General features: G+C 73.3%; 17 protein-coding genes. 11 read left to right on the top strand and 6 right to left on the bottom strand.

What is annotated here, in order from left to right:
• Positions 1–98 precede the first annotated feature (98 nt).
• On the top strand, positions 99–1,322 hold the full coding sequence (locus tag ACQP10_RS30735; protein WP_433540188.1) for an amidohydrolase family protein: 1,224 nt from the start codon (positions 99–101) through the stop codon (positions 1,320–1,322).
• Between the two features lie 285 nt (positions 1,323–1,607).
• The gene (locus ACQP10_RS30730) at positions 1,608–2,789 is read left to right on the top strand and encodes a M20 metallopeptidase family protein (protein ID WP_389999722.1); all 1,182 of its coding nucleotides are present in this window, start codon (positions 1,608–1,610) and stop codon (positions 2,787–2,789) included.
• 163 nt (positions 2,790–2,952) lie between these two features.
• Here ACQP10_RS30730 and ACQP10_RS30725 read toward each other — a convergent pair whose 3' ends face one another.
• Positions 2,953–5,388, bottom strand: a complete 2,436-nt coding sequence (locus tag ACQP10_RS30725; RefSeq protein WP_433540187.1) for a protein kinase domain-containing protein — start codon at positions 5,386–5,388, stop codon at positions 2,953–2,955.
• 332 nt (positions 5,389–5,720) lie between these two features.
• On the opposite strand from ACQP10_RS30725, the gene ACQP10_RS30720 reads away from it, so the two are divergent.
• Positions 5,721–6,575 (top strand): PHP domain-containing protein, encoded by an 855-nt coding sequence (locus ACQP10_RS30720; RefSeq protein WP_346019333.1) that lies wholly within the window; start codon positions 5,721–5,723, stop codon positions 6,573–6,575.
• A 76-nt stretch (positions 6,576–6,651) separates the two neighbouring features.
• Here ACQP10_RS30720 and ACQP10_RS30715 read toward each other — a convergent pair whose 3' ends face one another.
• Both ACQP10_RS30715 and ACQP10_RS30710 read right to left on the bottom strand, forming a co-directional pair.
• Positions 6,652–7,626 (bottom strand): D-isomer specific 2-hydroxyacid dehydrogenase family protein, encoded by a 975-nt coding sequence (locus tag ACQP10_RS30715; protein ID WP_433540186.1) that lies wholly within the window; start codon positions 7,624–7,626, stop codon positions 6,652–6,654.
• A 225-nt stretch (positions 7,627–7,851) separates the two neighbouring features.
• The gene (locus ACQP10_RS30710) at positions 7,852–8,280 is read right to left on the bottom strand and encodes an ATP-binding protein (protein ID WP_179824628.1); all 429 of its coding nucleotides are present in this window, start codon (positions 8,278–8,280) and stop codon (positions 7,852–7,854) included.
• A 611-nt stretch (positions 8,281–8,891) separates the two neighbouring features.
• Here ACQP10_RS30710 and ACQP10_RS30705 point away from each other — a divergent pair.
• From ACQP10_RS30705 to ACQP10_RS30680, 6 genes are all read left to right on the top strand, one after another.
• On the top strand, positions 8,892–10,037 hold the full coding sequence (locus ACQP10_RS30705) for an ROK family transcriptional regulator (protein WP_399500190.1): 1,146 nt from the start codon (positions 8,892–8,894) through the stop codon (positions 10,035–10,037).
• 206 nt (positions 10,038–10,243) lie between these two features.
• A complete protein-coding gene (locus ACQP10_RS30700; RefSeq protein WP_346019336.1) occupies positions 10,244–11,206 on the top strand; it encodes an ABC transporter permease in 963 nt (320 codons plus the stop codon).
• A gap of 11 nt (positions 11,207–11,217) precedes the next feature.
• Positions 11,218–12,084 carry a carbohydrate ABC transporter permease gene (locus tag ACQP10_RS30695; protein ID WP_179824622.1) on the top strand — a complete coding sequence of 289 codons (867 nt, stop codon included), beginning with the start codon at positions 11,218–11,220 and terminating at the stop codon, positions 12,082–12,084.
• 23 nt (positions 12,085–12,107) lie between these two features.
• The gene (locus ACQP10_RS30690; RefSeq protein WP_399500189.1) at positions 12,108–13,733 is read left to right on the top strand and encodes a hypothetical protein; all 1,626 of its coding nucleotides are present in this window, start codon (positions 12,108–12,110) and stop codon (positions 13,731–13,733) included.
• 72 nt (positions 13,734–13,805) lie between these two features.
• Positions 13,806–14,975, top strand: coding sequence for a Gfo/Idh/MocA family protein (locus tag ACQP10_RS30685; protein WP_346019338.1), 1,170 nt, complete (start codon positions 13,806–13,808; stop codon positions 14,973–14,975).
• A 120-nt stretch (positions 14,976–15,095) separates the two neighbouring features.
• A complete protein-coding gene (locus tag ACQP10_RS30680) occupies positions 15,096–17,135 on the top strand; it encodes a hypothetical protein (protein ID WP_433540185.1) in 2,040 nt (679 codons plus the stop codon).
• 117 nt (positions 17,136–17,252) lie between these two features.
• Here the strand turns inward: ACQP10_RS30680 and ACQP10_RS30675 are convergent, their stop codons facing one another.
• On the bottom strand, positions 17,253–17,951 hold the full coding sequence (locus ACQP10_RS30675) for a B3/B4 domain-containing protein (RefSeq protein WP_346019340.1): 699 nt from the start codon (positions 17,949–17,951) through the stop codon (positions 17,253–17,255).
• Between the two features lie 26 nt (positions 17,952–17,977).
• Positions 17,978–18,589 (bottom strand): LysE family translocator, encoded by a 612-nt coding sequence (locus ACQP10_RS30670; RefSeq protein WP_433540184.1) that lies wholly within the window; start codon positions 18,587–18,589, stop codon positions 17,978–17,980.
• 81 nt (positions 18,590–18,670) lie between these two features.
• On the opposite strand from ACQP10_RS30670, the gene ACQP10_RS30665 reads away from it, so the two are divergent.
• Positions 18,671–20,191: a PLP-dependent aminotransferase family protein gene (locus tag ACQP10_RS30665; protein ID WP_433540183.1), complete on the top strand. Its 1,521-nt coding sequence runs from the start codon at positions 18,671–18,673 to the stop codon at positions 20,189–20,191.
• A gap of 449 nt (positions 20,192–20,640) precedes the next feature.
• Positions 20,641–21,273: a class I SAM-dependent methyltransferase gene (locus tag ACQP10_RS30660; RefSeq protein WP_346019343.1), complete on the top strand. Its 633-nt coding sequence runs from the start codon at positions 20,641–20,643 to the stop codon at positions 21,271–21,273.
• 242 nt (positions 21,274–21,515) lie between these two features.
• On the opposite strand, the gene ACQP10_RS30655 is transcribed toward ACQP10_RS30660, so the two are convergent.
• A complete protein-coding gene (locus ACQP10_RS30655; RefSeq protein WP_433540182.1) occupies positions 21,516–22,757 on the bottom strand; it encodes a hypothetical protein in 1,242 nt (413 codons plus the stop codon).
• Between the last annotated feature and the right edge of the window lie 18 nt (positions 22,758–22,775).

Here is a 22,775-nt window from a genome sequence, read left to right as displayed (position 1 = left end):
CGGCCCGGCCGTGACACGGGCGCGGCCGTACGACCGGGGCGTCCGGCCGGTGCCCACAATGGTGGGAGAGCGGCCGTGAGGCGGGCGGAGGTGGTCCGATGGCCGGCCTGGAGGACCTGCGGCGGGCGATCGGGGAGATCCCGCTGGTGGACCACCACGTCCACGGGGTGCTGGTCCGCGACCTGCCGCGGTGGGAGTTCGAGGAGGCGCTCACCGAGTCGGACCGGCCGGTGCCCGCCTGGACGACCCGGTTCGACTCACAGCTCGGCTTCGCCGTCCTCCGTCACTGCGCGCCCGTGCTCGGCCTCGATCCGCATCCCGAACCGGACGCCTACCTCGCCCGCCGCGCCGAGCTGGGCGCCGAGGAGACCGGCCGGCGGCTGCTCGCCGCCGCCGGAGTGGACCGCTTCCTGGTGGAGACCGGCTACCGGGCCGGTGAACTGCTGGGACCGTCCGGGATGTCCGCCCTGACCGGCCGGCCCGCCGACGAGATCGTCCGGCTGGAGGCGGTCGCCGAGCGGGTCGCCGCCGAGGGCGTCGGCGCCGCGGCCTTCGCCGCCGCCTTCGAGGCGGCCCTGTGGGAGCGCAGCCGTACGGCGCGCGGCCTGAAGACCGTCGCCGCCTACCGCTGCGGCCTCGACTTCGACCCCGCCCCGCCCTCCCCGGGGGAGGTGACCGCGGCGGCCGGCCGCTGGCTGCGTCGGGTCGAGCGGACCGGCGGGACCCGCCTGGACGACCCGGTGCTGGTGCGCCACCTCATCTGGACGGGCGTCGGGCGCGGGCTGCCGCTGCAGTTCCACACCGGGTACGGTGACCCCGACCTCGACCTCCGCCGCGCCGACCCGCTGCTGCTGCGCGGCTTCGTGGAACTGGCCGAGCCGCGCGGGATCCCGCTGCTCCTGCTGCACTGCTACCCGTTCCATCGCGGCGCGGGCTTCCTGGCGCAGGCGTACCCGCACGTCTTCTTCGACGTCGGGCTGGGCGTGCACCACACCGGGGCGCGGGCGGCGGCCGTCGTGGCCGAGAGCCTGGAGCTCGCGCCGTTCGCCAAGATCCTCTTCTCCTCCGACGCTTGCGGGCCCGCCGAGCTGCACCATCTGGGCGCCCTGCTGTGGCGGCGGGCGATGACCCGGGTTCTCGGCGGCTTCGTGACCGAGGGGGAGTGGAGCGCGGAGCAGGCGGTGCGGGTGGCAACGATGATCGGCGCGGAGAACGCCCGCCGGGTCTACGGGCTGGGGGACGGCGGCTCGAACGGGTCCGGGGACGGGCCGCACGGCGGCCTGAACGGGTTCGGGGACGGGCCGGGCGGGGGAGCGGCCTGATCGAGGGCGGGCCGCACGGGGGACGGGCCGGATGGGGGAGCGGCCTGAACGGGGACGCGGCCCGGAGACCGGGCGGCCGTGGGAGCGGTGCGCCCCGGGAAACGGCGCGGGCCGCATCATCCGTGTCTCGCGGGGAAGCGGAATAACTATTAGTGGATTTAACGGACTTATCGCCTGTCTATCTCGGGGAGGAAGCATGTACGGCACCCACGCCCATCGGCCCACGGGAAGCCCGGAAGGAAGCGGGGTGACCGGCTCCCATCGTCCCGGCGCCGGGGAGGCCAGGTGAAGGACGTCCACGAGCGGCTGTACGCCGCGCTTCACGACGAACTCCCCGCCGCCTACGAGCTGCGGAGGGAACTGCACGCCGAGCCGTACCTCGCGGGCACCGAGGAGCCGACGCTCAAGCGGATGCTCGACGCGCTGCCCGGGGACGGCGTCCTGGAGCGGGTGGCCGGAACCGGCGCGATGCTCCGCGTCGGCGAGGGCGGCCCGGCCATCGGCGTGCGCGGCGAGCTGGACGCCCTGCCGATCACCGAGGAGACGGGCGTCCCCTGGGCCTCGCGCAACGGCGCCATGCACGCCTGCGGCCACGACGTCCACCTCGCCGCGCTGGCCGCGCTGACCAGGGCCGTCGACCGCGTACGGCCGGAGACCCCGATGGTCGCGGTCCTGCAGCCGCGCGAGGAGACCCACCCCTCGGGGGCGCTCGACATCGTCAAGTCCGGCGCGCTCGAACGGCACCGGATCGGTGCGATGATCGCCGCGCACGTCCAGCCGGTGCTCGCCGTCGGCCAGACCGCCTGCACGTCCGGTGCGGTCAACGCCTCCGCCGACGAGTTCACCCTCACCGTGCGGGGCCGCGGCGCCCACGCCGCCTACCCCCAGCTCGGCCGGGACCCCGTCCTGGCGCTGTCCCAGATCGTCGTGGCCGCGCAGCAGCTCGTCAGCCGGGACGCCGACCCCATGGTGCCGACCGTCATCACCTTCGGGACGGTGAGCGCCGGCACCGCCCCCAACGCCATCCCCGGCCGGGCCGTCGCCAGAGGAACACTCCGCGCGATGTCGGATACCTGGCGCTGGCGGCTGCAGGACCGGTTCCGTGAGATCGCCGAGGGGATGGCCCGCGCCCACGGCTGCGAGGCGGAGGTGTGGATCGCGCTGGGCGAGCCGCCGCTGGTCAACGACGAACGCCTGGCCGACGAGACGGCCCGGCTGCTCACCGAAACCGCCTGGCACACGCCCGCCATCCTGCGCTCCTGCGGGGCCGACGACTTCGCCCACTTCGCGTCGGCCGTGCCGTCGCTGATGCTCTTCGTGGGCACCGACACGGTGTCGGGGCTGCACACCCCGACGTTCCTGCCGGGGGACGAGACGGTCAAGGCGGTGGCCGAGAGCCTGCTGGCCGCCTACCTCGCCGCGGCCCGCGTCGTCGCCACCGGTGGGAAGCGGCCCGCCCGGAGGTGACCGCCGGGGGATGGGACGGGTCCTTCCCGGCGGGTCCACCCGCGCCCGGCCCGTCGCCGGCGGGAGCCGGCCTGCCGGGAGCCGGCCCGCCGGGTGGTGGCCCGCTGGGTGATGGCCCACCGGGCGGTGGCGCACCGGGCCCGTAGACGGCGTGGGGCGGCCGTCAGCCCAGCCTGAAGGTGCTCGCGAACGTGTTGATGTACGAGGCGGCGCCGGACCGCTCCGCGGGGGTGGAGAACCAGAACATCCCGCTGCCGCCGCCGTCGCGGACCACGCACCGGGCGTAGAAACGGTGGATCTGCTTCGGCGATCCCTTGCGCGCGAAACGGAACTCCAGCTCGGCGCCCTTCCCCCCGGGGAAGGCGACCGGGCCCTTCCGTAACTCCCGGTAGGAACCGCGCGCCATCAGCAGCGGCTTCAGCCCGTCGCGCAGCTCGGCGAGGATGCGTTCCGGGGAGCGTTTCTCCTTCTTCTCCGGGTCGGCGAGGACGCCCAGGAGGCGGACGGAGGCGCTCTTGCCCCTGCCGGACACCCAGCCCACCTGGCTCTTCCGCACCTCCCGGTGCCAGCCCTCGGGAACGGCCAGGGAGAAGCGATGCCTGCCGTCCCGGTAGAGGCGGAAACCCGGCGGCGGCGTGGCGGGGGAGGCGACGGCGGGTTCCCCGGCGGAGGACCGGTCCCCGGGGGGACTCGGACCCGGGTTCCCGGCAGGACCGGCCGTCCCGTTCGGGGCGGGGCTCACGGCGGGCCCGGCCGTCCCACCCGGGTCCGGCCCGGGTGTACGGCTCGCCGCGGCCTCCGGAGCCCGGCCGGTGGCCGGTCCGGACGTCGGGACGGCGGACATCACCGACCCCTCGGCGACGGCGGACGTCCGGCCGGTGTCCGCACCGGGGGCGTTCCGCTGGGTCACCACGACCACCGCGATCGTCACCATGGCCGCCAGCAGGACGGCGCCCGTCGCCACGGACACCCGGGCGCGCAGCCGCGCGGTCCCGGCCGCCGCCGACACCAGGGAGTGCCGCAGCGTCGTACCCCCGGCGAGCAGGGCGCGCGACCACGCCGCCACCGCCGGCAGCGGCTCGCGCAGCCGTTCCGGCGCCGTCGCCGTCAGCGCCCGCAGGTATCCCGCGCCCGCCGCCGCGGTCCTCCGCGTCCGCGACCCCGCCGTGGTCGCCCGGGTACGCGAGCCGGGGGCGGTGGCTCGGTCCCGCGGCTCCGCGCCGCTCCGGTTCCGTGACCACGGCTCCGCGTCGCGCCGGTCCCGTGATCCCGCGATGCCCGGGTCCCGCGGTTTCCCGGTGTCCGGGCTCCGCGGCTCCGCGTCGCGCCGGTCCCGCGGTTCCGCGGCGGCCGGCCGGGCGGCCGATCTCGGTTCGCTCGCCGCCGTGCCCTGCCGGGCGGCCGCCCGCTCGTCCACCCGCGCGGCCGGTTCGCCCGTCCGGGCTGCCGCCATCCCGCTGGCCGCCGCACCCGTCCGCGGGGTCGGCGTGCCCGTCCACGAGTCGGCTCCGCCCGCCTGCGTGGCCGGGATGTCGTCCGTCGCCGGGCTCCGGCCGGGACCCGCCGTATGATCCGGGACCACCGTATGATCCGGGGCCACCGTACGGTTCGGGGCCACCGTACGGTTCGGGCTCGCCGTACGGGCCGGGGCCTGCGCCGCGCCGGGCCGTACGGCCGGACCGGGGCCCGTCACCGGGGACGGGACGGCCGGACCGGTCCCGGCGACCGGCGCGAGGAGGGCGAGCGCCTCGGCCGCGGTCAGCCGCTCGGCCGGATCCTTGCGCAGCAGTCCCTCGATGACCGGACGCAGCCGGCCGGCGTGCTCGGCCGGGTCCGGGAGCCCGTTGATGATCGCCGCGATCGTGGCGGCCGTGCTTCCCCGGGCGAACGGCTTGCGGCCCTCCACCGCCTCGTACAGCGTCACGCCCACGGCCCACAGATCGGTGGCGGCGGAGGCCGGACGGCCCGCGAAGCGCTCGGGAGCCAGGTAGGGGATCGTGCCGAGGAGCCGGCCGGTGCCGGTCAGGTCGGTGTGGTCGTCGTCGGCGGCCGAGATCCCGAAGTCGGTCAGCACGGCCTGGCCGCTCCCCAGAAGGATGTTGGCGGGCTTGACGTCACGGTGCACGATCCCCGCCGCCTCGGCCGCGACCAGCGCGGCGATCACCTGCCGCCCGATCACGGCGACCTCGGCCTCGGGCAGCCGCCGCCGGGCCCGGATCGCCCCGGCCAGGGACGACCCCTCGACCAGGGCCATGATGATCCACGGGCGGCCGTCCTCCTCGACCACGTCGTAGACGGTCACGATGCCGGGGTGGTCACGCAGCGCGGCGGCCGTACGGGCCTCCCGGAGGGTGCGCCGCAGCCGCTCCTCGCGGTCCCGCTCGGACAGGTGGGCGGGCAGCGAGACCTCCTTGACCGCCACGCTCTGGTGCAGCAGCTCGTCCCGGGCCCGCCAGACGACGCCCATGCCGCCCGCGCCGAGCGGGGCCAGCAGCCGGTAACGGCCCGCCAGCGAACGCGAACCTCCCTCCGGCGCGTGAGGACCGGTCTCCGACACGTGGGGACCGGTCTCCGGCACGTGGGGACCGGTCTCCGGCACGTTGGAGCCTCCCCCCGGCACGTGGAGACCACCCGGCTGGGGACCGCCCGGCGCTTCAGGATCGTCCGGCGCGCCGACGGCGTCCGGCATATGAGGTCCGTCCGGCACATGGAAGCCGGTCGGTATGTGAGAGCCGGTCGGCACATGGGAGCCGGTCGGTATGTCGGGGCCGGTCGGCACGTGGGAGCCGTCCGGCGCATGAAAGAGGCCGCTCGTTTCGCCGTGTCCGATCCGCATCCCGGTCCACTGCCCGATCTACACGTCTTCTCCCTTATCCGGGACGCACGATTGTCCATGGCGCATCGTCCGCGGATCGCTGGGAAGCTGGCGGTATGCGCATCGACCTGCACACCCACTCCACGGCCAGCGACGGCACCGACTCCCCGGCGGAACTGATGGCCGAGGCCGCCGCGGCCGGGCTGGACGTGGTGGCGATCACCGACCACGACACCACGGCCGGGTGGGACGCCGCCGTGGCCGCGCTGCCCGCCGGGCTGACGCTGGTGCGCGGCGCCGAGCTGTCGGGACGGTGGTACGGCACGGAGCCGACGATGGGGCTGCACCTGCTGGCCTATCTGTTCGACCCCGCGTACGAGCCGCTGGCCGCGGAACTGGCCGGGGTGCGCCGCTCCCGGGAGCGGCGGGCCGAGAGGACCGTCGAGCTGCTGAACGCCGACGGCATCGACGTGACCGTCTCCGAGGTGCGCCGGTACGCGGCGGGCGGCACGGTCGGCCGCCCCCACCTGGCGCAGGCGCTCGTCCGGCGCCGCCTGGTCAGGAACGTGGACGAGGCGTTCCGGCCCGAGTGGCTGGGCCGCCGCTACCGCCTGCCCAAGGACGACATCGACGTGTTCGCCGCGGTCCGGCTGGTGCGCGAGGCCGGCGGGGTGCCGGTGCTGGCGCACCCGAAGGCGGAGGTCAGGGGCCACGCCCTGCCCGACGCGCTCATCGCGGGTCTCGCCGAGGCGGGTCTGTGGGGCGTCGAGGCCGACCACACCGAGCACGTCGAGGCCGATCGGGAGCACGTCCGCGCCCTCGCCCGCGACCTGGGCCTGCGGGTCACCGGCTCCAGCGACTACCACGGCACCAACAAGACCGTACGGCTCGGCGCCTGTGTCACCGACCCGCTCGTCTACCGCGATCTGATCTCCTCCGCCACGGGCGCGACCCCCGTCACCGGGGCCTGAAAGGACAACGGACGCGGTGCCCGGGAGGGAGGGACCGGGCGGACCCCTCGACGGTCCCGGGCGGGCCCGTCGACGGTCAGTAGCCCGCTTCGGGGTCGATCACGCCTTCCAGGGGCCGGCCGGCCAGCAGGTTGCGCACGTTGCGCTCGACCCGCTCGCTGAGCACCCGGGTGGTGTAGTCGGCGGAGTCGGCGCTGTGCGAGGTGATGAGCACCCGGGGGTCGTCCCACAGCGGATGGCCCTCGGGCAGCGGCTCGGGGTCCGTCACGTCCAGCCCGGCGGCGGAGATCGTCCCGGAGCGGAGGGCCTCGACCAGCGCGCCGGTCCGGATGTGCTCGCCCCGGGCGACGTTGACCACGACGGCGTGCCGCGGCAGCAGCGCCAGCTCGGCGGCGTCGACGACGTACCGCGTCTCGGGTGTCAGGGCCAGGGCGAGGACCAGGACGTCGGTGTCGCCGAGCACGTCGTGCAGGGCCGAGGACGGCAGCGTCTTCTCGGCGCCCTCGACCTTGTCCGGCCGGCGGCGGAGCACCCGGACCCGGCAGCCGAACGGCGCGAGCAGGCGGACCAGCTCCGTGGCGATGCCCCCGCCGCCGAGGATCGTCACCCGGCGGCCGTGCAGGGAACGCGGGTCCGCCGAGCACCAGTGGGGCGTGCGGGCCTGCCGTACGACGCTGCGCAGACAGGCCAGCGTCAGCAGCAGCGCGTGCTCGGCGACCTGCCCGGCGAACGACCCCTTGGCGCAGGTGAAGGTCTGCGGCCGACGGAGGATCCCGGCCTCGGCGAACTTCTCCACGCCCGCCCAGGGGAACTGCACCCACCCGATCCCGGGATGGTCGTCCAGCATCCGCGCCAGCCCGTCCGGGTCACCCGGCACCAGCCACACGAGCCCGTTGGCCTCGGCGGGCGGGACGTTGGAACCGCCTCCGGCGGTCACGGCCTCGGCGACCCGGGCGCGCAGGTGGTCGAGGGCGGGGGAGTTGGCGCGGTCACCTGCCCCGTCCGCCTCCGGACCGGGCGGCGGCGCTATCGCGATGCGGGCTTCTTCCATGGGGGGACATTCTCCCGCGCCCCGTCCACCGGGCGGCCTCCGGGGGCGGTCAGGCGGTCACGCGCGGGCCGGTGGCGGTCACGCGAGCCGATCCGCTGCCGGGCGCGGTTCGCGCGGGCCGGTGGTGCTCATGCGCGGGCCGGTGGTGGTCACGCGGGGGTCCGCTCCGGCGCGGTCCGGGCGGTCAGGTACGGGTTCGCCCGCGGCCGGGCATGGTCCGGCCGGTCACGCGTGGGCCGGTTCACGGTCGTTCTCGGCTATCTGGAACCACACCACCCGCCCGGCCTGGTCGTCGCGCCAGCCCCACGCGGTGGACAACTCCCGCACCAGCCACAGCCCCCGGCCGCCGCCGCAGTCGGCCTGGACGTCCGTCCTGAGCTCGGGGGCGGTGCCCGGCGATCCCTCGTCGATCACGTCGATCAGGATCGTCCCGTCCCGGCACATGATGATCAGAGTGACCTTCCCGTCTGGCTGGCGGCCGGAGTCGGAGTGCCGTACCGCGTTGGTCACCAGCTCGGTGACGAGGAGGAGCGCGTCGTCCGTACGGGGATGGCCCGCGGCCTCCAAGAGGTCGCGGACGTACCGCCGGGCCTGCGGAACGGACGCGGCGTCTCCTGGAAGTGCGATGTGCCCCAGCAGCTCGGATCCCTTCACGAAATCACCGTCCCCGCAATGAGCCGGGTCATGTCTTCCAGACGGCTCTCATCATGTGAACGTGGTCACGTAATCCCCGGGGAAACCCGGGCCGGGACAATGTCCTCGCTGGTCGGAGAGGGTTCGGGTGGCGACGGGAATGGTCCGCGGGCCGACTCCGCGATCTCCGGCAAACTTTGACCAAAGGGCCCTTGCTGTACTCATGGCGACGCTGTGTTCATGGCGACGCTGGCGCGTCGCGGCTCGGGGGCTCTTGACCCGGTGTCTTCCCTCGTCACTCCGCCGCTCCGCGGCTGCGTTCCTCAGTCCAGACACCGGCGCCCCCTCGCGGGTTCATGGCGACGCTGCGCGTCGCGGCTCGGGGGCTCTTGTCCGGTGTCTTCCCTCGTCGTTCACTCGCTTCGCTCGCTCTCTCCTCGGTCCAGACACCGGCGCCCCCTCGCGGGTTCATGGCGACGCTGCGCGTCGCGGCTCGGGGGCTCTTGTCCGGTGTCTTCCCTCGTCGTTCACTCGCTTCGCTCGCTCTCTCCTCGGTCCAGACACCGGCGCCCCCTCGCGGGCTAGAGGCTTTCCATTTTATTAAAGAATCTTGTCAAAGTAGGATCGAGTGCATGAGACAGGTGAGCGGTGACGCGTCCGTCCTGAGAAGACTCAACTCCGACGCGATCCTGCGCATCCTGCGCGGCCGGGAGCTCGTCACCCTGACGGAGCTGGCCGCCGCCGCCGGCGTGTCCAGGCCCACGGCCGAGGGGATCGTCGAGGAGCTGCTGGCCGACGGCTGGGTCGAGGAGTGCGCCGAGGACGAGCGCGCCGACCGCCAGCGCGGCCGTCCGGCCCGGCGCTTCCGGTTCCGCGCCTCCTCCGGGCACGTGGCCGGCGTCCACATCGACAGCTCCAGCCTCCAGGTCATGGTCTGCGACCTGGGCGGGGAGGTCAGGGCGGTGCGCAGGCAGCCGCTGCCCGCCGACACCCCGGTGCCCGACCGGCTGTCCGCCGTCGCCGAGCTGGTCCGGTTGGCCGCCGCCGACGCCGGGCTCGCCGTCACCGAGCTGGCGGTCGTGGGCGTGGGCACCACCGGCGTGGTCGACGGCGAGGGCCGCGTGGTCAAGAGCATCGTGCTGCCCGGCTGGACCGGGCTGCACCTGCACGCCGAGCTGTCCGCGCGGCTCCCGGTGCCGGTGGTCGTCGAGAACGACATGCGCCTGGCCGTCACGGCCGAGCACTGGCGCGGGGCCGCCCGGGGCTGCGACGACGTGGTCTACCTCTTCGCCGCCGACCGGATCGGCATGGGTCTGCTCATCGGCGGCCGGGTGCACCGGGGCGCCCACGCCGCCTCGGGCGAGATCGGCTCCCAGCCCAACGACAACTGGTCGGCCTTCCGCCACGTGATGGACTACTCGATGGCGGTGGAGCCCGGCGAGCTGCGGGGCGGCCGGCAGAGCGCGGAGTTCGCCGTCGGCCGGGCGCGCGCGGGCGACGAGAAGGCCCGCCTGGCGGTCAGGGAGTTCGGGCGCGCCCTGGCGGCCGGCCTGATCACCGTGGTCAACCCGCTCGACCCGGAGATGGTGATCATCGGGGGCGACCTCTCCTCCGTGGGTGACCTGCTGGTGGAGCCGATCCAGGAAGTGCTGGACGAGTACTGCCTGTACCCGCCGCGGGCCGTCGTCTCCGGGCTCGGCGGCGAGTGCATCGCCGTGGGCGCCGTACGGCTGGCACTCGACCACGCCGAGCGGCTGCTGTTTACGCTCTCGGCTTGAATATTTCACCCGGGGCCGGGGCGGTCCGGCTGTGATGCCGTTCCCCTAGGTCAGGCATGCCTGAGAGCGGCCGGGCCGCCGTAACTCTTGGGTCACGGCCGGATCGCCGCCGTGCATCGATTGCTCGTTCCTGCGCTATTTACTCTAGTTGCTTGCATAAATGGGCGCTAGCCTCCTGGAAATTCGTTCTGACCTGGAGGTGAGACGTGGTCGTATCCACGGCGGCCCCCGCGGCGGAGGTCCAGGTGGGCGCCCGTCCCCAGCGCCGGACCCTCCGCGATCGGCTGAGACGCGACTGGACGCTGCTGCTCCTGTGCCTGCCGGGCGTGCTGTACTTCGTCGTCTTCTTCTACGTCCCCCTGCTCGGGAACGTGATCGCGTTCAAGGACTACGCGCCGTTCCTGGGGATCGACGGAAGCCCATGGGTGGGGCTGGAGAACTTCGTGATGCTCCTGGAGGAGCCGGAGTTCTGGACCGCCGTGGGCAACACCCTGCAGATCACCGCGCTCCAGCTCCTGCTCTACTTCCCCGCCCCGATCGCCCTGGCGCTGCTGCTGAACTCCCTGGTCGGCAACCGGGTCAAGCGCCTCGTCCAGACCGTCGTCTACCTTCCGCACTTCCTGTCGTGGGTGGTCGTGGTCGCGATGTTCCAGCAGGTCATCGGCGGCGCCGGCACGATCACCACGTTCCTGGCCGCGCACGACGTCACCATCGGCAACCTGATGGCCGACCCGGAGCTGTTCAAGCTCATGGCCACCGCGCAGGTGATCTGGAAGGACACCGGCTGGGGGACCATCATCTTCCTGGCCGCCATCACCGCGATCGACGTGAGCCAGTACGAGGCGGCCGCGATCGACGGGGCCGACTGGAAGCGCCGGCTGTGGCACGTGACGCTGCCCGGCATCCGGCCCGTGATCATCATGCTGCTGATCCTGCGGCTGGGCGACATCCTGTCGGTCGGCTTCGAGCAGATGGTGCTCCAGCGTGACGCCGTCGGGGCCGAGGCGTCCGAGGTGATCGACACCTACATCTACTACCACGGCGTCATCAACGGCGACTGGGGGATGAGCACCGCCGCCGGCCTGATGAAGGGCCTCATCGGCGCCGCCCTGATCTACGCCGCGAACAAGCTCGCCCACCGCTTCGGAGAGCAGGGGATCTACCGATGAGGCCGCCGTGGATGGAGCGCCCGACCGTCGCGGGCCGCGCGCTGAAGACCGCCGTGCTGACCGCGATCGTGCTGGCCGTGCTGTACCCGTTCGGTCTGGCCGTGGGCACCAGCCTCACCGGGCGCGCGGAGAGCGTCGCCAACGGCGGCGGCTACGTGCTCCTCCCCGCCCACCCGACGCTGGAGGCGTACCGGCTGATCCTGTCCGGCGGCGCGGTGACCCGGGCCGTGCTGACCAGCGTCGGCATCACCCTCTGCGGCACCGCGCTGAGCCTGCTGTGCACGGTCTTCCTCGGCTACGCGCTGTCGCGCCGGGGCATGCTCGGCGGCAGGCCGATCCTCATGATGGTGCTGGCCACCTTCCTGTTCACCCCCGGCATGATCCCGACCTACCTGATGGTCAAAGAACTGGGCATGCTGAACACCTACCAGTCGGTGATCGTGCCGGTCCTGGTGAACGCCTTCAACGTGGTCGTGGTCCGCGCCTTCTTCCAGGGGCTGCCCGACGAGCTGTTCGAGGCGGCCCGCATGGACGGCGCCGGCGAGTGGCGGATGATGTGGCGGATCGCGATCCCGCTGTCCAAGGCGGTGATCGCGGTGGTCGGCCTCTTCTACGCCGTCGGCTACTGGAACAGCTGGTTCAGCGCGCTCCTCTACATCGACGACCACGACAAGCACCCGATCCAGCTCGTCCTGCGCCAGTACATCTTCCGCGGCGGAGCCGCGCAGGGCACCGACGTGGCGATCGTCCGCGACCTGCCCACGGCCTCGGTCCAGATGGCCGTGCTCGTCATCGCCCTGGTGCCGATCCTCCTCGCCTACCCCTTCCTCCAGAAGTACTTCACCAAGGGCGTCCTCACCGGCGCCATCAAGGGCTGAGAACCACCCCCCAGGAGAGACCCATGTCCATGAGCATGTCCCGCCGCGGTTTCCTCGGACTCGCACTCGCCGGCGCCACGGCCGCCGGGCTCGCCGCCTGCGGAGGCGAGGGCGGCGGCGCCGCCGGAGCCGGGAAGGGCGGCGCCGACCTGTCCAGGAAGCTCCGGCTGCCCACCTACACCCCCGCGAAGATCCCCACCCCCGACCTGCCGATCGACGCCGGTCAGGACCCGTCGTACCTGAAGTACCCCGAGCAGCTCGTCAGGTCGGTCCCGGCGCCGCCCGGCGACGGCAGCCGGATCACCGCCCTCACCCAGACCTGGGACGTGGCGCCGCCCGGCGCCGACAAGAGCGCCTACCTGCAGGAACTCGGCAAGCGCCTCAACGCTCAATGGGACATGAACATCGTGGTCGGCGAAGGCTACCCCGACAAGTTCAACGCCATCATCGCCAGCGACGACCTGCCCGACCTGGTGTGGTTCCCGCCGAACCAGGGCCTGCAGCGCGTGCCCGAACTGCTGGAGGCGAAGTTCCACGACCTCACCCCGCACCTCGCCGGTGACGCGATCAAGAAGTACCCGAACCTGGCGAACCTGGGCGACGTCGCCTGGAAGTCGGCCGTCACCAACGGCAAGATCTTCGGTGTGGCCGTCTCCTACAGCCGCTTCGGCCAGGTCTACCTGGTCAACCAGGACTTCTGGCGGCCGGTCGGCGGCATCGGCTTCACGGGCGCCGACGACTTCTTCCAGAAGTCCGTCCAGCTCCTGGACGCCAAGCGCAACAGGTACGTGCTCGAACCCGCCTACGTCAACCACGTCCACATGTTCAGCCAGTGGTACGGCGCGCCGAACACCTGGCGGCTGACGGGGGGCAAGCTGGTCCACCAGTACGAGACGCCCGAGTACCAGGCCGCCCTGGAGTTCGCCGTCAGATGCTTCAAGGCCGGCCTCTTCTGGCCCGACGCCACGCTCGCCACCACCAAGGAGAAGGTGGCCAACGGCCAGCTCGGCGCCTACGTCGAGTCCTTCCCCGGCTTCTACAACGACGCGCGGACGCAGAAGTACGAGCTGGGGGCCATCGTCCCCTTCGCCGCCACCCCGGACGCCAAGCCCGTCTACAACGCGGGCCTCGGCTCGGTCGGTTTCACCGCCATCAGCAAGAAGGCCGACCCCAAGCGGGTCGAGATGCTCCTCAACGTGCTGAACTTCATGGCCGCGCCGTTCGGCACCGAGGAGAACCAGCTCGTCAACTACGGCGTCGAGGGCGTCCACTTCACCCGGAAGGACGGCGAGCTGACCTTCACCGACCGGGGCGCCGCCGAGGTCCCGGCCACCCAGCAGCCGATCTCGTTCGTCATCGGCTCGCCCACCGCGATCTACCTGCCCGGCAAGCCCGAGGGGACCCGGCTCATCCACGACTTCGAGACGAAGGTCGCGCCCATACTCCAGGAACGCGTGACCACCGGCCACTTCTCCGACACCTTCACCACCAAGGGCGGCGAGCTGTCCACCATGGGCTCGGACATGGTGGTCGACGTCGTCACCGGCCGCAAGCCGCTCTCCGCGTGGCAGGGCTTCGTGAAGAAGTGGATGGACCGCGGCGGCGCCGCGATGAAGGCCGAGTACGAGGCGTCCATCGCCAGGGGCTGACGCTCCGCCGTACGACCTTGGACGCTTCGCCGTACGGCCTGAGAGGCCGTACGGCCTGAGAAGGGATGAGAAGTGGAAGACCTGCGCATCGGAGTCATCGGCCTCGGCCTGCGGACCAGCCTGGCGCTCTCGGCCCACCGGCCGGGCCGCGGCTCGGTGGTCGCGGCGCTGTGCGACTCCGACCCGGCGGTGCTCAAACGGCAGTCCGAGCGGTTCGACGCCGACATCCTCACCGAGGACTACCGCGAGCTGCTCGACCGCTCCGACCTCGACGCGATCATCGTCATGACCCCCGACGACACCCACGAGCGCGTCGCGATCGACTGCCTGCGCGCCGGAAAGGCCGTCTACCTGGAGAAGCCCCTGCACATCACCGTGGAGGGCTGCGACAACATCCTGCGCACCGCCAAGGAGACCGGCACCCGCCTCTACGTGGGGCACAACATGCGGCACATGGGCGTGGTGCGGACCATGCGCGACATCATCCGCAAGGGCGTCATCGGCGAGCCGAAGACCGTCTGGGTGCGTCACTTCGTCTCCTACGGCGGCGACTACTACTTCAAGGACTGGCACGCCGACCGCACCCGCACCACGGGCCTGCTCCTGCAGAAGGCCGCCCACGACCTCGACGTCGTCCACTGGCTGGCCGGCGGCTACACCACGCGCGTCAACGCCTTCGGCGACCTGATGCTCTACGGCGACCTGCCGCGCCGCGCGCCCGGCACCCCCCGGCCGGAGAACTGGCTCAAGGAGTTCGAGTGGCCGCCCGCCCGGCGCGGCGACCTGAACCACGTCGTGGACGTCGAGGACGTCTCGGTGATGAACATGCGCCTGGACAACGGCGTCATCGCCGCCTACCAGCAGTGCCACTTCAGCCCCGACTACGTGCGCAACTACACCGTCATCGGCACCGAGGGGCGGCTGGAGAACTTCGGCGACGGCCCCGGCGACACGGTCAAGGTCTGGAACACCGGGCCGAGCGGCTACCGCGACGACTGCGACATCGCCTACCGGGTGCCCGCGGCGGCCGGCTCGCACGGCGGCGCCGACACCGGGATCATCGCGGAGTTCAACCGCTTCGTGCGCGAGGGCGGTGCCACCGACACCTCGCCCGTGTCGGCCCGGATGAGCGTCGCCGCCGGATACATGGCCACGATGTCGCTGCGCGACGGTGGCACGCCGTACGACGTGCCGCCGCTGGACCCGGAGCTGGCCGCCTACTTCGAGCGCGGCCAGCGATGACCCGTTACCACCCGCGCTCGGGCCCGGGGCCGGTCACCTGTTTCGAGCGGGGCCGGCGATGACCGGCTGCCACCTGTGCTTGAACGCGGAGCCGGCCGCCTGTTCCGAGCGGGACCGGCGATGACCCGTTATCACCTGCGCTACCAGGTCCTCCCCGGACGCGACCCCGGCCCGCTGGCGGACTTCTGCGCCGCGCACGGGGTGGAGGAGGTCGTGCTGATGACCGGTGCCGAGGAACTGCACGCCGGGCACCCGGCCGGCGACGGCGAGGACCTGTGGTTCGAGACGGTCCGCGCGGCCCGGGACGCCCTGTCCGCCCGCGGCGTCCAGGTCAGCCTCAACCCCTGGGTCACCGTCGGCCACGCCGACCGCGGGCGGGCCCAGGATCTCGGCTTCGCGCCGCTGGTCTCGCCCGAGGGCGAGACCTCCACGGCCGCCGCGTCGCTCGCCTGCCCGATCTGGCGCGACTGGCTGGCGGCGCACTACGGACGCTTCGCCGGGCTCGGCTTCCGCGTCATGTGGCTGGAGGACGACTTCCGCTTCCACAACCACGCGCCGCTGACCTGGGGTGGCGGGTTCGAACCCGGGATGCTGGCACGTTTCCACCGCCTCGCCGGGGAGGAGCCCACCCGCGAGGAACTCGTCGCCGCGATCACCGCGCCCGGCGAGCCGCACCCGTGGCGGGCACTGCTCCAGCGGACCTGGCGCGAGGCGCAGCTCGAAGTCGTCACCCTGGTACGGCGGGCCGTCGCCGGCCGCGCGCGGCTCGGGCTGATGAGCTCGGGCCTCGGCGTCGCCTCGGCCGAGGGAAGATCGTGGGGCGCGCTCTTCGACCTGGTGGAGGCGCACCGCCCGCACTTCGCCCCGTACGGCGACGCGCCCGGCCGGCGACTCGCCTACTCCATCGCGATGCTGGAACTGCAACGGCCGCTGCGCCCCGCGGGCGTCGAGGTCGCGCCCGAGGTGGAGAACTGGACCCACACCGAGTGGAGCAAGTCCGACACCCAGACGTGGTCGGAGATGGTGGCCGCCCACCTGTCGGGCGCGGACGCCCTGCTGCTCGACGTGTTCCCGTTCGTCACCGGCGACCCCGGCCGCTACCCCCGGGTCGGGCGGATGCTCACCCGGTCCCGCCCGGCGCTGGACGCCACGGTCACCGGCGCGTTGGAGACCTTCGGCGTCGGCGTCCCCTGGTGGGAGGACACCGCCGCCCACGTCCACGGCGACGGGACGCTCGGCGGCCTCGCGGCGGACCCGCTGCGGGCCGCGGAGTTCCTGCTCCCGTACGGCATCCCGGTCCGGGCGGGCGTCGCACCGGTCACCGCGCTGTTCGGCGCGACGGCCTGGGCGGTGCCGGACCCGGCGGAACTGCTGCGCGGCGGGGTGCTGCTGGACGGCGCCGCCGCGGCGATCCTCACCGAGCGCGGGTACGGCGAGCTGCTCGGAGTGTCGGTGACCGAGGTCGTCGCCCGCGAGACGACGTCGCCGCGGCCGTACGCCGTGGAGCGAGTCCGGGACGGCGGCGCGCTGCTCAGCGTCAACGTGCAGGCGGCGGTGGCCCGGCTGACGGCCGCGGACGACGCCGAGGTGTGGACGGACGTGCTCACCCCGCGCGGCGAGCACTGGGGCGCCGGACGGGTGGCGCACGTCAACACCCTCGGCGGACGCGTCCTCACCATGGCGGCGTGCGCGCCGGAGCTGCTGGGCCGGTGCGACGACGGGCGGCTCCTGGCGCAGGCGGCGGTCCGCTGGCTCGGCGGGCCACCGCCGATCCCGGGCGGACCGGATGACGGGCCACCGCCGGTCGCGGCCGATGCGACGCCGGACCGGCCGGGCGGCGGGTGGTCGTCGATGTCGGGCAGGGCGGACAGTAGGTCACCTGGACCGCCTGGGCTGCCCGGGTTGCCGCTGGTCTCGGGCGGGCCGTACCTGATGCCGCAGTACGCGCGGGTGGGCGGCCGGTGGCGGCTGGCCGTCGCCAACGGCTCGGCCGACCCCGCCGCACCCGTCGTCACCGGCGTCCCTGCCGGGGCCGGGCTCCGCGCCACCCTGTTGGAGCCGCTCGCCGAGCCGCGGGAGGTCACGGCGCGGCGGGACGGCGACCGGGTGCTGGTCGACGCGGGGGTGCCGCACCGCGGGTATCTGATCATGGAGTGGTAGCTGTGCTCATGGCGACGCTGCGCGTCGCGGCTCGGGGGCTTGAGTCCGGTGTCTTCCCTCGTCGTTCGCTCGCTGCGCTCGCTCACTCCTCAGTCCAGGCACCGGCGCCCCTCGCGGTCAGGCCGGGAACTCGAAGCGGGGGGTGGAGCGGCTGAGTATCGCGCTCTGCGGGGTGGAACCCCACACGCGGCCCAGCTCGCCGGTGACCGCGGCCACCAGGTCCGGGACGTCCGTGGACGCGGTGTCGTGCATCGCCTCCGTGACGATCAGCACGGTGGCCGTCGTGTCCCGGATGGCCGAGTAGCCGCTCTGCCGGTTGGTCCACCGCCGGGCGTGCGCCCGTCCCGCGGCGTCGGCGAAGATCACCTCGCCCGCGTCGGGGTGCTCCGTCTCCCCGGAGAAGGTCTGGTACACCTCGTCGCCGTCCGCGTGCCGTACGTCGAGCCCCTTGGAGACCCGGGAGAGGTCGATCGCCGCCACCGGGATCGCGAACGCCAGCGAGATCGCGTTGCACAGGTCGATCAGGGGGTGGATTCGCGGGAGCACCCTCTCCTTCCTGAACCGTCGCAGCAGCGCCTCCGAGGCGCATCGGTACTGGGTCGGCTTGAGCCCCATCCGGGAGAACGCGCGCCGCCAGGCCTGTATCTCGGGGAACCCGGTCTCCGGGCCGTCCGCGAGCCGGGACTCGGCGATCGCGGTGTACACCGCGATCCGGGACTCGGCGGAGACGTCCGCGGTGATCCCGGTGGCGAACACGGCACCGGCGACGAGCTCCGGGTATTCCGCCCAGACCTCGGGCGAGTGCTGCAGATGCATGGGATGGACCTCTGTCGTGGGTCGGGTCAACGGTCGGTGAGGGCGAGCCGGACGCCGAGCGCGACGAAGGAGGCGGCGAAGACCCTCGCCAGCCACGCCGTCACCCGCGGCCGGGAGACGACCTGATCGCGCACCGAGGCAGCGAAGATTCCGTAAACGGTGAAGACGGCGAAGGTGATCAGCATGAAGACCGCGCTCAGCTCCAGCATCCGGGCCGTGGAGCCCGGGTCGCCGGTGTTCACGAACTGCGGCAGGAACGCCAGGAAGAACATGGTCAGCTTCGGGTTGAGGAAGTTGACCAGCACGCCGTAGAGGATCACCCCGGAGGCCGGGCGGGGAGCGGCGTCCTCGCTCACGACGACCGCGCCCCCGTCCCTGAACGTGGCCCACGCCAGGTACAGGAGGTAGGCGACCCCCAGGTACTTCAGGACCTGGAACGCCACGGCGCTCGCGTGCAGCAGCGCCGCCAGGCCGGTGACCGTGGCCACCAGGTGCGGCACGACGCCCAGCGTGCAGCCGAACGCGGCGACGACGCTCGCGCGGCGCCCCTGGGACAGGGCGGCCGACAGCGTGTAGACGACGCCGGTGCCGGGGGTGGCGACCACGATGAGCGCGGTCACCAGGAATGCGACGCTCACTACCCGCCTCCGAGGTCGTCCGGTCCCTGCCGGGCGGGGACCGCCCGGCTCGCGAGTTCACCCTGCCGCCACAATGGTCCGATGGAAAGGTCCAATGACGACGCTTGGGACAGGTCCATAAGGTCCGGCTCGGACTTCCTCCAGTTGAACATCGGCGACGCCCCGGCGGGCGGGCTGGCCGACTGGCTGGCCCGGCGGCTCCGGCTCGCCATGGCGGACGGCAGCCTGCCGGTGGGCAGCCGGCTGCCGGCCACCCGGGTTCTGGCCGGCGAGCTGGGGGTGTCGCGTGGCGTCGTCACCGAGGCGTACCAGCGGCTGAGGGAGGACGGGCACGTCGCCGGGCGCGGCCGGGCCGGCACGGTCGTCGTCGCGATCCCGGTGACCGCGCCGCCGCCCGCGTCGGCGGACGCTCCTCCGTCCGCGTTCCCGGTGCGGCCCGCCGTACCCGCCGCCCCCGTGACGGGCGGGCCGTTCGCCGACCCGCCGGGCGACGACGTCTTCGACGTGCTGCGCGCGGCCCCCGCCCGGATCGACCTGTCACCGGGCGTGCCCGACCTCGCGGCGTTCCCGCGGTCGGCATGGTTGCGCGCCGAGCGCGCGGTGCTCGGACGCCTCCCGGCGACCGGACTCGGGTACGGTGACCCGCGCGGGACCCCGGAACTGCGTCTCGCCGTGGTCAACTGGCTGGCCCGCAACCGCGGCATCAGGGCGGACCCCGACGAGGTGCTCGTCGTCTCCGGCACCTCCCAGACCCTCGCGCTGCTCGCGCGGGTGCTACGGGACGACGGGATCCGGCGGGTCGCGGTGGAGGACCCGGGATCGCTCGGCGCCCGCCTGCACCTGCGCCACTGGGGGATGGACACCCCGCCGGTCCCCGTCGACGACGAGGGGATCCGCGTCGGGGAGCTGCGGGCGTCGGGCGCCCCCGCCGTACTGGTCACCCCGGCGCACCAGTTCCCCACCGGGGTCGTGCTCGGCGGCGGGCGCCGCCGCGAGCTGGTGCGCTGGGCCGCCGACGGCGGGCTGGTCGTCGAGGACGACTACGACGCCGAGCACCGCTATGACCGGCCCCCGGTCCCGGCCCTGCGGGCGATGCTCCCCGGGCGGGTCTGCTACGCCGGCAGCGTGTCCAAGCTCCTGGCCCCCGCGTTGCGGACGGGATGGGTCCTCGCGCCCCACCGGTACCGGGACGCCCTCGTGGACGCCAAGCGGTACGCCGACCTCGGCAACGCCGTACTGCCGCAGCTGGTGCTGGCACGGCTGATGGAGTCCGGGGAGATGGAACGGCACCTGCGTTTCCTGCGGCGGCGCCACCGCCGCCGCCGGGACGCGATGGTCGAGGCGATAACGGCCCGTCTCCCGGGGGCCGTCGTGCACGGCGCCGCGGCGGGTCTGCACGTGACGGTCACCTTCGACGCGGACTTCGCCGACACCGACCTGGCCGCGGCCGCGCTCGCCCGCGGGGTGAAGGTCCAGCCGCTGTCGTGGCACCGCCAGTGCCCCTCCCGCCCCGGGCTCGTCCTGGGCTACGCGGTCAGCACGCCGGCCGACATCGCGGCGGGCGTGGCGGCCCTCGGCGCCGCCCTACGCCACCTGACGTGACCCGGGCCTCGGCGCACGACGCAAGGGCCGGCCGTTCCCTCCGTCCGCCCAAAGGGTGGCCGTTCACCGCCGTCCACCCATGGGGTACGCCGGGGCGACCGTGGCGCACCGATTTCGGCGGCATATTTTCTCGGTACATCGATACGGTGATTCGACATTACAAAATCCATGCCTTACGCCGGACAGTCGTACGAGGTGATGGCGAGGTTCCGGTGTGGGGGAAGCGATCGTCTTCTTTCCATGTACTTCGCCCGATTCGCCAAGGGACGAGATGGAGTCAAGGACATGGTCGAGTTGATGCGGATCGCGCAGAAGCGTTAAGGCCCGCTCCGCGGGTGCACGCCCGGCGCCTGGCGTCGGGGGACGTGGCCTTCGCCGTGACCCGGAACACCCGGTTCGGGAGGAGTTACGCTGAAGCGGTGGCGGACTCCTCGGCGGGACACGGACCGATGGAAGAGAGCGACCGGGAGAAGCGGCTGAGCCGGTACTGGGACCGGCAGGCCGGCTCCTACGACCGGCGGATGGCGTCCGTGGAACGCAGGTTCTTCGGCGACACCCGCCGGTGGCTGTGCCGGCAGGCGGCCGGTGACGTTCTGGAGGTGGCCGCCGGCACCGGCCTGAACCTTTCCCACTACCCGTCCGGCATCCGGCTGACCGGGGTGGAGCGGAGCGACCCCATGCTCGCGGTCGCCCGCCGCCGGGCCCGCGACCTCGGTCTGGCGGCCGACCTGCGGCAGGGCGACGCGCGGGCGCTGGAGTTCCCCGACGAGCGCTTCGACACGGTCGTCTGCACGTTCTCACTGTGCGCCATCCCCGACGAGGGGGCGGCGCTCGCCGAGATGGCGCGGGTCCTGCGGCCGGGCGGTCTGCTGCTCCTGGCCGACCACGTGGTCTCGACCTCCTGGCCGGTCCGGACGCTGCAGGCGCTGGCCGACGCCGTCTCCGTGCCGCTGCAGGGCGAGCACTACCGCCGCCGTCCGCTGCCGGGGGTGCGCGCGATGGGGTTCGGGATCGAGCGTCACGAGCGCCTTAAGCTCGGCGTCATCGAGCGGTTCGCCGCCCGCAAGCCCGCCGCCGCCTGAATCACAGGACCTGGAAACCCGCCACCGCCGGGCCGCAACGCCCGCCCGCCGCCACCCGGGCCGCAACGCTCGCAACTCCGCCGCCACCCGGGCCGCAACGCCCGCGACCCCGTCATCGCCCGGGCCGCAACGCCCGCCCCGCTGCCACCGCCTGAAGCGCAGCACCCGGCCCACCGCCCGAGCCATGGCGTCCGCCAGTCCGCCGGCCCGCGGGGCCGGAACGCCCCGCGGGCCGGGTGCGGTCAGCCGCCGCAGGTGGCGACCGCGAACGTGTCGGACAGCACCTTGTAGGACTCCCGGACCCTTGTCTTCTTCGTGGCCGTGTCGATCCGCAGGACGCGCACCCGGGCCGGCCGGGAGCTTCCGTCGTACATGACGAAGTGGGCGGTGACCTGCTCCGGCCCCGTCCAGGCCAGGGTTTCGGGCGCGCTCCTGCCGACCGGCACCCGGGTCAGCACCCTGCCCGACGCGAGGTCGTGGACGACGACGTCCCACCGGCCGCGCTTCTCCTGCGCCGTCACCACGGTCGCGCCGTCCGCGGCGAGGCCGTAGGGGGCGTAGACGCCCTCCTCGTCCAGGGTCCGGCCGCGCAGCCGTTCTCCGGACGGTCCGAGGACGCGCAGGGTCGTCTCGGTGGTCTCGCCGTACGTCAGAAGTTCGTCGTCGTCGGCGCTGAACCCGAGAAGCACCCGGTTCCACGGCACGGTCCAGAGCGGCGCGCCGCTCGCGGTGTCGTACACCCGGGTGGGCAGCTTCCGGTCCTCGGGGAGGACGACCGCCAGGCGGGTGCCGTCCTGGGACAGGATCAGGGTGACGTCGTCCATCCCGACGCGGGCGGGCAGCGCGCCGGCCATGGCGCGGACCTTCCCGCCGATCTCCCGGACGACCAGCCTGCCGTCGGACTCCCTGAAGTAGGCGACGTGCAGGCCGTTGCCGCTGACCTCGATCGGCGCGACGGAGTACTTCTGCGGCCTGCCTTTCGCGTCCAGCGGCGTGATGCGGGCGTCCGCCAGTCCCCGGCGTTCACCCCCGTGGGTGACCAGGCGCCACTTCCCGCAGGGATACTGCACCTCGTGCCTGTCGGAGCAGCCCCGCACCGAGGCGTACCGGACCGCCTCCGAGTGCGGCACCCCGTCCGCGTGACGCTCCGCGCCCGAGCGCGGCATCGCGTCCGCGGCCCCGTTGTACGGCGTAGCGCCCGCGTGGAGCGCGGCTCCGCCGTACGGCACCGCGCCCGTGGCCCCGTTGTACGGCGTCGCGCCGACGTGGAGCGTGGCTCCGCCGTGCGGCACCGCGTCCGGGTGGGCGGCGATCCCGCTGTACGGTGTCGCGCCCGTGTGGTGTGCGGCTCCGCCGTACGGCGCCGCCTCAACCCGCGGTGCGGTACCGGCGTACCGCACCGATGCGGCGTTGGCGGTGTGGATTCCCCCGAACGCGGTGGCTGCCAGGGCCACCGCCACAACTGATGTGATCTCCGGCCTCATCGGACCTCCCAGTCGACG

This window comes from Streptosporangium sandarakinum (assembly GCF_050942225.1).
GTDB lineage: Bacteria > Actinomycetota > Actinomycetes > Streptosporangiales > Streptosporangiaceae > Streptosporangium > Streptosporangium nondiastaticum.
This window is presented reverse-complemented; position numbering and strand designations above follow the sequence as displayed.